Here is a 12594-nt window from a genome sequence, read left to right as displayed (position 1 = left end):
CTACGGAAGTAAAGATAATTTTTCCATCATTCTTCTATAAATCTCTGTGAACTGCATATTTTGTTCTTCTAATTTTGCTATTGCTCTTTGTAATCTATTTTTATAAATCAAAATATGATTGGTCAAGTCATAATTCAAACTTGCTAAAATAGCGAGTTTTTCTTCCCTAGCCTCGATTTCATCATATATACGCTTTTCACTCCATATATTCGATAAAGTACCAGTCAAACCAACACGGTACCAGTAAACACAACGATTTAAATAGACCACCCTTGAAGCTCTTAGAAGCACCTTCCATGTCCAGTAAGTATCTTCTGCAATTTTACCTATAGGAAATGGTGAATCTAGTAGCAACTCTCTCTTGAATAACTTCAAATAAGCTACAGTCCAATTCCCATTTCTCATTTCTTCCACACCTTCTCTATCAATAATTTCTTTTCCTTCAATCACTTCAAGAGAATCATCTGGATTAGAATCATAAAATAAATATTGACAGTGCGAATCATCATAACAATTATAACGTCCTATACTAATATCTGCATTTTCTTTTTTCAATGCATCATATAGCAGTTGTAAAGCATCATTTTCCAACCAATCATCAGAATCTACAAAAGTAAGATAGGAACCTTTTGATTGTCTTATTCCATAATTACGTGCGTCTGATAGACCTCCATTGCCCTTTTCAAAATATTTGAAACGAGAATCTTTAGCAACGTACTCTCTACAAATATCAGCAGAGTTATCTGGCGACCCATCGTTAATTAATAAACACTCAAAATTTTGATACGTCTGATTCTGAATGCTATCCAAGCACATTCGCAAATAATTCTCAACATTGTAAATTGGTACTATAATACTAACTAATTCTTTTTCCATTCTTCCTTCACTCTACCCTTGTATATTTGTATCAAGCTTATTTCCTACATCATTATTCATATGATTTATCGTTCTAACAAACAGATGATTCTTCGTTTATGTCATTTTCGAACAACTGATAAATAATATACATATCTTCCTGAAAAGTTTCAAATTCCCCTAATATAACTACTAATCATTGTTTTCAAACTCTTTAACTCAGTAATTACAAAGTATCTTTAATTACCTATATTTTAGTATCCATCACTATTCAATAATTCTTTAATCGCATCTACCATTTTTTCCGGTCTCTTAGATTCACAGATAAAACTTGCTTTTTCTACATTATGGCATGTATTATCAAATGAGAGAATAGGTTTTCCAAATTGATATACCTTTTCAATAACATTAGCAATTTCATTTTCATGATTAATATCCAAATAGAAATCAATCTTTTCTAAGACCTTTTTGAAATTCATCGGATTGAATGAAGGTAGTATTCGTACATTTAAATATCGTTGTAAATCAACAATTTCAGATGCAAATCCTGTATGAGCCAGAATTGAAAAGTGAACCTGCGGTAATTCTCTAATCAAGTATTCCAGATGCTCTATATTGCAAGTATTTGTAAAGATAGCTGTATGATAGAGTGGTGCTTCTATGAGTGAGTTTAAGCCCTTCTTAAAGTCGGCCTTTCTCATCACAATATCAGACCATTCCAAAGAATAATAGAACCACCAATCTTCTCTAAAGCGATTTAAATTCACTTGATACCATGGTTTGTCTCCTGTAAAATGAATAATCTTTGCTGAATCTTCTAATTTCAACGAATCGATATACCAGCTATCAATCTGATAATTCCTTGCAACTGTATCCATTCCGACCATAAAATTATAAGAAGAGTTCAAATTCTGCCAACGGTTTTCAAATAATCTGTTTAAAATTCCTTGATCACCAAAAGAACTATCATGAAATTCATTTGTTAATACAATAAGTTTATCTGTTACTCCTTCTGTTCTCCATAATTCAACGTTGATTAACATTACTCCAGCATTAAATGTGCTTGGAACCAACTCATCTTGAACAGCTTTTATAGGAATATCCGTCATGTCAGTCAAAAATAATTCTTCGATATCCCCTCTTACTATAATATCCGAATCTAAATAAAGAGCCTTTTCCTCTTTTACAAATTGAGGAATAAAATAACGAAAAAATGTTGCATAGCTTAAATGAGGTAACGGAAGATGGTAATCTCTCAAACTATTACCACTTATTTTCACATTAACGATTTCAGATAATAAAGGTTCCAGTCGCTTAGACATTAATTGAAACCATTCTGAGGAAATATCATCATTAAAGACATAAAATTTTAAATTTCGATTATGGGCACAAATAGACTTAATTGTCGTTTCTAGCTTATCTTGATAACCATTATCTGCACCTAAAACGATAACTTTTTTCTCCATTTAATTCTCCTCTTAATTTATATACTTTCTTATTTCCTGAACCATTTTTTCTGGCTCGGTAGGAGAAAATATCTTTGCACCTTCTTTGCAATGATTTGTATTTGAAAAAGAAAATACTGGTTTCCCCATATTCATTACTACACTTGTAATATCATCAACCTCATCATGATGGTTTATGTCTAAATAAAAATCTAATTTTTTCATTACTTTATCATAAGAAAAACGGTTATACTGATGATAAACTGTTACATTCGGGTATCTCATTAAATCAATAATGTTAGAAGCAACCCAAGTATGAGCTAATATAGAAAAATGAACATCTGGTAAATTTTCTATTAAATGCTCTACTTGCTCCAGTTCACAACTATTGGTAAAAACAGCTGTGTATGCCTTAGGAATAACTGTCAGATCTTGATAGGTCTGAAATACCCTTTCCTTACGTAACAAAATATCAGACCAATCTAGCCCCTGATAGAACCACCAAATATCTCTATAACGATTTTGACTCATATGTAACCAAGGTTTCTCTCCTGTATAGTGGATGATGTAAGGCAAAACATCGTCAGGAAGGGCTGAACTGTACCAAGCCGATAGTGCTTCTGGAGTTGTCTCAACAGCGATATGAATTAAACTATCTAAACCAACCATAAAATTGAATTTACGATCCAATTTTTTCCAGTTTTCTCCAAATACCATATTGAGAATACCTTGGTCTCCAAAAACATTTTGATGGTGTTGATTTGTTAATTCAATTAATTTCACAGAAAGATTTTCTCTTCTCCATTTCTTGACATTAACCAACATCATTCCTGCATTAAAGCGGTCTTCATAACCTTTAACAAAAACATCACGAACTCCAGCAATCCAATATTCTCCTAATTCTTCCTGAAATAGTTCATCCAATGAATGAGTCACTACTATGTCCGAATCTAGATATAAAGCTTTTTCTTCAACTACAAAATCTGCTATAAAATATCTAAAGAATGTCGCGTATGACAAATACGCAATCGGAAGATGATAACCTTTTAATTGATGATTCGAAATCTTAATATTGACAATTTCTGAATCAATTACTTTCAACCGTCTATTCATAACTTGAAACCATTCGCTCGGAAGATCATCATTAAAAATATAAAATTTTAAATTTTTATTATGCGTACATACTGACTTAATTGTAGTCTCTAGCTTATTTAAGTAACCATTATCTGCTCCAAGAACGATCGCTTTTCTCACTTTATTTCTCCTCGTAAATTTTCCCTGTTAATAGATAATCTAACTCTTCTAATCTCTTCGTTTCAATACTATTTCTCAATCCCTGCACCTCAGCTGTTCTATGCCAATAGTCTAGGTAGAAACGATGTTGTTGAATGTAGTGACTGATGTCGTATCCTTTTAAAGCTACCATCGCAATCCGTTCCAATCTCAAATCATGATCGTCCCTCATCATTTTTTCTGAAAAACCACTATTTGAAATGCTAGTTTTTCGAATTCTATATAGATATAGATTTTTATGTACATAGGCTACTCGGCTAGCTTGCATAAATAACTTATAATTTGTCCCTATATCTTCGTTAATCCTGCCCACTGGAAACATTATCTGATCAAATAAATCACGTTTTGACAACATCCCCCATGAAGTTTGAAAGGTTAAGTCTCCTCCTTCAAATTTAGGCAACTGTTCAACTACCTCTCTCCCACTATAAACCTTCTCATACTCATCTCCATAAGCATAAAAGAGAAAGACTCCCTTTTCTTCATCAAAAGCACCATAACAAGCTACGGAAATATCTGCATTATGTTTTATCATCAGTTCATATAGAGTTTCTATGTAATAAGAATCTAGCCAATCATCTGAATCTACAAAAGTAAGATAGGATCCTTTGGATTGTATTATTCCATAATTACGCGCATCTGATAGTCCACCGTTTTCCTTTTCAAAATATTTGAAACGAGAATCCTTAACAGCATACTCTCTACAAATATCTGCTGAATTATCCGGTGAACCATCATTTATCAACAAACACTCAAAATTCTGATAAGTCTGATTCAGAATACTATCCAAACACTGTTGCAAATATTTTTCAACATTGTAAATTGGAACTATAATACTAATTAATTCATTTCCCATCTATTTCTCCCTTAATTTAACTTCTATTCATTTCCATTATTCTATTTATTGACTAGTAATTTTATAAGTTGTTAAAAATTTCTTTATAAATTTGTAAAGCATTTGTATTTTCAATCCCAAGTTCTTCTTTTCTTTCAATGTAACGTTTTAAGAATTCTTTTGTTTTAGCTATATAAAGATTGATATCAACAGGTTTTTCGATAAGAAACGGTAAACGGCCTAATCTTATTTCTACATCATCCATCAAATATTTCTCACTAATTTTTTTAGCTCTAGTAGATAAATGATGCTGTCGAAAATTATAAAGCGCCTTATTGAGATAAATACAACTCTTAACTTGTAAATAAATCTTAAAATTGAACTCTAAATCTTCTCCCATTATTCGTTGTTCATTAAAGGTAGCAGTTTCTAAAAAATTACGTTTAAATAACTTCCCCCACGATACATTAAATGTACTGTCATAATTCTCTAAATTTGGTAGTGAATTTAACAACTCGTTTCCAGTATAATATTTTTCGTAATAATCTTGGTCCCAAACATGCAGATAAAAACATCCATCGTTCATACTGTATTGTTTATATGTCAGAACTGCTAAATCAGTATTATATTCATTTATTTTCATATACAATAATTCTAGATAATCAGAATCTACCCAATCATCTGAGTCAATAAACGTAACGTACGCCCCCCCCCCGAACGTTCAATACCTAGATTACGTGCTGAAGAAACTCCACCATTTTCCTTTTCAAAATATTTGAAACGAGAATCCTTCTCAACATACTCTCTACAAATATCTGCTGAATTATCTGGAGAGCCATCATTTATCAATAAACACTCAAAGTTCTGATAAGTTTGATTCAGAATACTATCCAAACACTGTCGCAAATAATTTTCAACATTGTAGATTGGAACTATAATACTAATTAATTCATTTTCCATATAACCATTCCCTAGAATATCTATTTTTAGCTACGTTCTTTTACAAGTACATTTCCATCATTATAAACTACACTATTAGCTGGAACATCCTTACGAACCAAACATCCTGCTCCAATAATGGTATTATCCCCAATAGTCACTCCTTTTAAAATCGTGACATTGCTTCCTATCCAGCAATCTCTTCCAACTCTAATCGGAGCCGTAGTACACTGCCACTTTTCTATCTTTTCAGCGGTATAAACATGGTCGTGATCGTAAAAACGAACTCCTTCCCCCATCATGGTACCTGCTCCGACTTCAATTCTTTCCATACAGTTAAAACTACAAGAGTTATTGATAAAGACACCATCATTCAATACCAACTTGCCAGAAGAAACATGGAAATTTTCAAAATTTCTACAAATGACATTGCTTCCGACAATTAGGTCCGCTTTATTATCAATTTGAAATACATTCCAAGTCCCATCTTGAATGATTTTCTCTTGATGATTAATGCCTACTCTGGCTTCATTCAGATACTCTCTCACTCTAGAAACCAATTTATCTGGATTGCTTGAAGAAAAGAGTTCCTGCCCCTGATTTCCATGGACTGTATTGTCAAAAGCCAAGACAAGTTTCCCAGTCTGGACAAACTTAGAAACAATAGAATCGACTTCTTGAAAATGATTGATATCTAATAGAATGTCGGACATGTTCACTAGAAAGTTTAACTGTTGTTCATTCGTAACTGTTAGGAGTTGGACATTGTGTTTAGTTTCTAAACTACGGATTCTATCCGAAAACTGGACAGGTGCTGCAATATGAAAACAGATGTTTGGCAAGTTTTCAAGGAGATAATCCAACTCTTCAATCTGATCACTAACCGTCAAAATCAGAGCATCTCCAACGATATGATTTTTCTTCATTTATTTAACTCTCTTAATTTCTCAATCATTTCTTGAACTTGTTCTATTTTGTAGGTTATCTGTCCAACTTCACGATATTTTGTATTCTCAAAAGCTAAAATCAACTTTCCTCTTTCTGAAAATTGATCTAACATTTCCTCTGTTTTTTCGCCATGATTAATATCCAAAAGTACCTGACTAGTCTCAATTAATTCTTGATCTAGTTCTACTAAATAATTAATTCCAGCATAAACAGTTACATTTGGATAAACCAACAATTGTTTCAAACGATCACTGACCATCACTCTAGCAGCAATCTTAAATTGAATATTAGGCAAAGATTGAATCAATGTATCGATTTGTTCAATCTGATCTGAAGACGTATAAATTAAACAAGTAAGCGGCTCTCTGATAGGATAGATATGTGATTTTTGTAATGGGTGTAAATGATGATTTTTTCCTAACTCTGTCCATTCGAGGCTATGATAATACCACCAAACATCACGATAGGTCTGCGCAGCTAAATCAAACCACGGTTTTCTATGCGAGAGATAGTGGATAATACCAGGATAATCTTGACCTGCTGGTAACTCATAGTCTGTAAATTGCTTATGAATCACAACATGGTTATTGTCAAATTCCATCTCTATCCATCTATTTTCAAAGAGCATATTTAAAATACTCTGATCTGCTTGATCCACCTTGTCATGCCACTCATTTGTCAAATCTATCAAGCGTTGGGACATGTTTTCTTGTTTCCACAAACGATTGTTGATTAGTAAAACACCCGCATTGAACATTTCCCTGCCATAGTATACTCTTCCTCCATAATCTCGAACAGCTGCTAATGGATATTCTTGCAAATCTGTTTCAAACAAGTTATCCAAATTTTTAGTTACTACCAAGTCACAGTCTAAATAGAGAGCCTTATCTTCTTGCACAAAGTCAGATACAAAATAACGCAAAAATACTGTGTAACTAATATCTGTTTTATAACGCGAAATTTGCTCAGAAGTTACCCGACAATTGATAATCTCTGAGTCATATCCTTCTAATCGCTTGTTTAATTGTTTAAACCATTCATTAGGAAAATCACTATTAATCAGATAAAACCGAATCGAGCGATTGTGATAGCAAATAGACTTAATGGTCGTCATGACCTGCTCGACATAGGCATAGTTAGCTGCCAATACGATGGCTTTCTTAGATTCCTGATTTTGAGTCTGAAGCAAATCTAATAACATCTTCTTCTCTTTTATCTGATCTAACACATGAGAATCTGATATTCCTCTGTTCTTACTTTCAAAAGTTATATGATTTAAAATAGATTTATAAGCATGTATATGTTCTGACATTGGATAACCTAATGTTGATAACAATGCCAATCTATCTTCTATAGCGTATATGCAATCTCTAACCCATTTTTCATCCCAAGTATTTGAAATACTTCCACTCCTAACTCTGTAAATATAAGAAGCTTTATTGATATAAACAATATTTTTAGAAGCTAATAATGCTCTCAAATTAAATATTGTATCTTCAGCTACTCTTCCTACCGGAAAACGAAAATTAGAAACAATTTCTTTTCTATAAATTTTCCCCCAAGCAACTATCAATGCTGAATTAAATAACTTATTAGAGTCATTTAAACAATCCACTATAGACACATTGTCATAAAGTTTCTCAAAATAATTTCCAGATATATGAAAATAGAAATTTGAATCAGACTCATTAAACTTACAATAATTTCCAACTGCAATATCTGCCTGATACTCAATTATTTTATTATATAGAACTTCTACATAATCTAATTCAACCCAATCATCAGAATCAATAAAAGTTACATAGGAGCCAGTCATTTTGTTCAGACCTACATTTCTCGCATCTGATAAACCACCATTTTCTTTTTCAATATAGACAATTCTATTATCTTTTTGTGCATACTCTTGACAAATTGTCCCCGAATTATCTGTAGAGCCATCATTGATAACGATAATTTCAAGATTTTTATAAGTTTGGTTAATTAAACTATCCAGACATTTATTTAGGTAATTTTCAACATTGTAAACTGGTACAATTACCGTAATTTTTTCAGTCATGAAGCTATTCTCCTTTCCTACTATTATAACATTTTTTTGCTATTTTTTGAGCTATTACGGAATTTCAAATTTAAAAAAATATATTTACGTAACTTCTCAAAGTAACTTCCATCTCTCTCCCAAAACTGGAAGTTAGTCTCAGACGACGAATTATGCTAGAATTAAGCCTGAGACTTTTCGTGAGGAGGCACCTCATGACGAAAAAACAAAAAACATCTCACTCTAGAAGACCGGATTGACATCCAAACCGGAATCAGCCAACAAGAGACTTTCCGTTCCATCGCTGAGAAGATGGGAAAAGATCCGTCAACGATTTCAAAGGAAATCAAGCGCAATCGCATCACGCATCCAACATCCGTCAAATCTGATTGCACGGATTGCCCTCTTCTCAAAAAAGCTCCTTATGTCTGTAACAACTGTCCAAAAAAGAGGACGGATTATGGGTTTAACCGCTATCTTTACTACGCGAAAAAGGCGCAGGAACAGTACGAGACTATGTTGAGGGAATCCAGACAAGGCATCCCCCTAAACAAGGAAAGTTTTTATCAGATGGATAAGGTCTTAACCCAAGGCATCCAGAAGAAACAAAGCATCTACCATATCATTCAGACACATAACCTACCTGTGTCGAAAGCCACGGTGTATCGGCATGCCAAGCTGGGATATCTGACAGCCAAGCCCATTGATTTTCCTCGGATGGTCAAGTTCAAGGAACGCAGAAAATCCAGAAAAGTAGCTATTCCCAAAGAGCTAAAAATTGGACGGACCTACCAAGATTTCCAACAGTTACGAGAAACAGATGATTTCTTCAAATGTTTGGAAATGGACACGGTCATCGGCAGACCTGGTGAAAGGTGCTACTCACCTTCAACGTTTCCTTCTGCAACTTCCTCTTCGCCTTGCTTTTGGACAACAAGACCGCTCTGGAGGTCGCCACTAAATTCGCAGCTTTGAAAGAAAGAGTCATGGACGGAGGGTATGCGTTCCATCAGCTGTTCCCTGTCATTCTAACGGACAACGGATCTGAGTTCTCCTATGTGGAGGAGCTTGAGCGAGACATTGATGGGAAGTCTCACCTCTACTTCTGCGACCCTAGCCGTCCTGACCAGAAGGGGCGGATTGAGAAGAACCATACAGTTTTGCGAGCCATTCTTCCCAAGGGCACTTCCTTTGACCAGCTGACTCAGAAAGACGTCAATCTAGTCATTTCCCATGTCAATTCCTTGAAACGAGAAGAGTCTCAAGGAAAATCTGCTTACAACGTCTTCACCTTCAACTTTGGCGAGGACATCGCTGCTCTTCTGGGGTGTCAATTTGTCAAACCAGAAGACACACACTTATCACCTGATTTATTGAAATAAAGGGAATTTTCCCCTCTAACTACACATCTTATCACCATCGAAAAGTCTCACACTAAACGCTAGCAACTGGAAGTTACTCTAAGACGACTCTGTTTTAGGGCTATTTGTCGTGCACTTTTTTCTGAGTCTTTTCGCTTTTGAACCCTTATATATCAAGAAAAAGAAAACCAGCGGAAGTTAGTCTAAGACGGATTTCCACTGATTTCACGCGTTTTTCTCATACTAAAAGCTAGGTTGTGGGAAACTGGAAGTTAGTTTTAGAAGTTACCAAAAATATATTTATTTCATTGATAGTATCGTTCATACAGCACTAAATTATAATCACTTTCCAAATTGAATAATCTCGCAAAAATATAAGTTGAATAATTTAAAATATTCAGCGTTATAATCTTAATACAGTTACACAATAACATTTTCAAATGATCAATCCTAAAAATAAATTTTTAATTCATCTCAGACATACAAAAAATGACTCGTCTATCTGCATATCAAGTATCTTTTAGGAATCTTTTGATGTAAATAACCTTATTATTTTAGAATAGCTATCTGATAAACGTAAAAAGCAACCCACATCAAAAATTAGATATCATTCTAATTTTTGAGTATAGGTCACTTTTTCTATCTAAAAACATCCACCAAAAATAGAGAAAAACAAATTTGTAAAATGTGTTTTACTAACCTTTAAAATATTTAGCTGCAATTGCTTTTTTGACCAAAATTTGTTGATAAGATTCCACATCTCCATGTTTAAGAGTTTCTTCTTCATGAATAGATAATCGCCATTTATAAGCTTGAATTTCTCTATCTAATAACTCCTGAGGAGCTCCAATCAATTGGAGAATAGTCATACGTTCTTCAATACTCTTTAAGGGATATACATCTGCAAGATTGACTGTCCTTGTAACACTTGTAGAACGTTTTCTATGGATATAAATAGCCTTATTCATAAAAGCAATTTTATCTGCCTGAAGATAAACTTTATAAGTTGTGTAATCATCCTCTACACTTTTATCTGTTGGATATACAATATCCTTAAATAGCTCTGTCTTGTATAACTTCGCCCACGGAACTGTAAAGCATTGACTGAGATTATACTTACTGTCATATTGATGGCAAAACCATTCAAATGGCGAATAAGTCTTCTCAAAATAATCATCTGCTCCTACATGAATCAAAAAACTAGCTTGATCATCCAAAAATTGAGTAAAGTTTCCGATTGCAATATCTGCATCTGTTTTTTTCAATAAATCGTAAAGATTTTGGATATGATCCAACTCCAACCAGTCATCATTGTCTACAAAAACGATATAATCCCCAGTTACAACTTCCAAGGCACGATTACGACTAGAAGAAACTCCCCCATTTCTTTTATGATAGACTTTAACACGTTCATCTTGATTTTGATAACGTTGACAGATTGCTGCTGAACCATCTGTTGAGCCATCATTAATCAAAATAATTTCAAGATTTTGATAGGTTTGTTGAACGATACTATCCAAACATTTTTCAAGATATAGTTCTGACATATAAACAGGAACGATAACACTAATTTTTTCCATCATTTCAATCATATACTCCTTTTCTGATGCATTATATAAAAAACAAAGTCAATTCTAGTACAGTGCGTATTATTTAAGATATATCCTAAATCAATTCTAATATTTCTGATAACAGATTAATCACATTTAACTTCCCCAGCATTTGGTAAGTATTCTCTTATAAATTCTGATATATCCTTACTCATGATTTTATCCAATCGTTCAGAAATAATGTCTTCTGGCCAATTCCACCACGCAATTTCTAACATCTGTTTCCGAAAAGTAGGTTCTGCTATACGATAACGAATCACTTTTGCTGGATTGCCTCCTACAACAGCATATGGTTCTACATCCTTGCTCACTAGAGCACCTGCTGCTATGACTGCACCATCTCCAATAGTTACCCCAGCCATGATTTGAGCATTGTTACCAATCCAAACATCATTACCAACTCGAGTTGGACTTTTCAAAATATGATCATCAGTCATCTGCAATGACTCATCCGTGTAAAATACCTCTAAACTCTTGAATGGATAAGTTGTAATCAACTCTAAATCATGATTTGCAGTTATAAATTGAACATTATGGCCAATAGAACAATAATCACCAATTATAACTTGACCTCCGTGGTCATAGTCAATTAATTGTGGAATGCCATACGTATGTTTCCCTACTATTAAGGCTCCGTAATCAATCAAATAGCGACAAGTATATTTTGTCAGGTAATCAAATAAATCTGGACGCGAATCGTATATTCGTATTTCCAAGGGAATCGTTTCCTGATGTAATCCTTCCCAATAGGAATGGCCTACTTCTTCATAGCAACACTCAAAAACTGCTGTTAGTTGCTCTGATTTAGAATATAATTTAAGTTTTTGATCTTCTAATTCCCAAAATCGCTCATTATCATGACCTGTTCCACCAATATCCCTAATCTGACCATCAGGTAAGAATTGAAAATAACGTTGGTGTTGCTTATTTTTATGTGAAAATAAACAGAATTTTCCAGATAGCAATTAAAACTCTCCCCCTTCAACTAAATTGACTATATCTATCAGTGTGCCTACAACATGACTAAGTAGTCATCTAACTAAAACTTTTATACAATTTAGTATTATTTACCCTTCATATAGAGAGACTATATAGTGTTCTCTTGTTATATACATCTTACCACAAATACTCTTATAATAAAAGTAACTTACATAGAAATATCAAGGATATCCCAGAATTGAAAATTAATAAATTTACATACAATTAACGAATTGGAAGGATAATCATATACGATTCAAAGTCATGCCGATGGAGTTTTATTTCTTCAAGGATA

General features: G+C 33.5%; 8 protein-coding genes and 2 pseudogenes. 1 reads left to right on the top strand and 9 read right to left on the bottom strand.

Annotated elements, in window-relative coordinates; genetic code table 11:
• From FQT24_RS10185 to FQT24_RS10155, 7 genes and pseudogenes are all read right to left on the bottom strand, one after another.
• Complete coding sequence (locus FQT24_RS10185) at positions 1 to 876, bottom strand: glycosyltransferase family 2 protein (protein ID WP_143952928.1); 876 nt, start codon at positions 874 to 876, stop codon at positions 1 to 3.
• Between the two features lie 233 nt (positions 877 to 1109).
• Positions 1110 to 2321, bottom strand: a complete 1212-nt coding sequence (locus tag FQT24_RS10180; RefSeq protein ID WP_143952927.1) for a glycosyltransferase family 8 protein — start codon at positions 2319 to 2321, stop codon at positions 1110 to 1112.
• A gap of 12 nt (positions 2322 to 2333) precedes the next feature.
• Entirely contained in the window at positions 2334 to 3554 is a 1221-nt protein-coding gene (locus tag FQT24_RS10175) for a glycosyltransferase family 8 protein (protein WP_143952926.1), read from the bottom strand.
• A 1-nt stretch (position 3555) separates the two neighbouring features.
• The gene (locus FQT24_RS10170; protein ID WP_143952925.1) at positions 3556 to 4449 is read right to left on the bottom strand and encodes a glycosyltransferase family 2 protein; all 894 of its coding nucleotides are present in this window, start codon (positions 4447 to 4449) and stop codon (positions 3556 to 3558) included.
• Positions 4450 to 4510: 61 nt separating this feature from the next.
• Positions 4511 to 5388: pseudogene (locus tag FQT24_RS11255) on the bottom strand (glycosyltransferase family 2 protein).
• Between the two features lie 26 nt (positions 5389 to 5414).
• Positions 5415 to 6293, bottom strand: coding sequence for an acyltransferase (locus FQT24_RS10160; protein WP_143952924.1), 879 nt, complete (start codon positions 6291 to 6293; stop codon positions 5415 to 5417).
• Entirely contained in the window at positions 6290 to 8371 is a 2082-nt protein-coding gene (locus FQT24_RS10155; protein ID WP_143952923.1) for a glycosyltransferase, read from the bottom strand. The genes FQT24_RS10160 and FQT24_RS10155 overlap by 4 nt, the downstream gene beginning before the upstream one ends.
• A gap of 194 nt (positions 8372 to 8565) precedes the next feature.
• Here FQT24_RS10155 and FQT24_RS10150 point away from each other — a divergent pair.
• A pseudogene (locus FQT24_RS10150) lies at positions 8566 to 9732 on the top strand (IS30 family transposase).
• Between the two features lie 674 nt (positions 9733 to 10406).
• Here the strand turns inward: FQT24_RS10150 and FQT24_RS10145 are convergent.
• Complete coding sequence (locus FQT24_RS10145) at positions 10407 to 11291, bottom strand: glycosyltransferase family 2 protein (RefSeq protein ID WP_143953041.1); 885 nt, start codon at positions 11289 to 11291, stop codon at positions 10407 to 10409.
• Positions 11292 to 11407: 116 nt separating this feature from the next.
• Entirely contained in the window at positions 11408 to 12286 is an 879-nt protein-coding gene (locus FQT24_RS11205; protein ID WP_185952569.1) for a CatB-related O-acetyltransferase, read from the bottom strand.
• Positions 12287 to 12594: the final 308 nt, after the last annotated feature.

This window comes from Streptococcus mitis (genome assembly GCF_901542415.1).
GTDB lineage: Bacteria > Bacillota > Bacilli > Lactobacillales > Streptococcaceae > Streptococcus > Streptococcus mitis_BL.
The sequence above is the reverse complement of the archived record's forward strand: the minus strand, read 5'-3'. Positions and strand labels throughout refer to the sequence as shown.

Coding starts and splice junctions, on each gene's coding strand:
- FQT24_RS10145 (WP_143953041.1), bottom strand. CDS start 11,291: ATGGAAAAAATTAGTGTTATCGTTCCTGTTTATATGTCAGAACTATAT.
- FQT24_RS10185 (WP_143952928.1), bottom strand. CDS start 876: ATGGAAAAAGAATTAGTTAGTATTATAGTACCAATTTACAATGTTGAG.
- FQT24_RS10160 (WP_143952924.1), bottom strand. CDS start 6,293: ATGAAGAAAAATCATATCGTTGGAGATGCTCTGATTTTGACGGTTAGT.
- FQT24_RS10170 (WP_143952925.1), bottom strand. CDS start 4,449: ATGGGAAATGAATTAATTAGTATTATAGTTCCAATTTACAATGTTGAA.
- FQT24_RS10180 (WP_143952927.1), bottom strand. CDS start 2,321: ATGGAGAAAAAAGTTATCGTTTTAGGTGCAGATAATGGTTATCAAGAT.
- FQT24_RS10155 (WP_143952923.1), bottom strand. CDS start 8,371: ATGACTGAAAAAATTACGGTAATTGTACCAGTTTACAATGTTGAAAAT.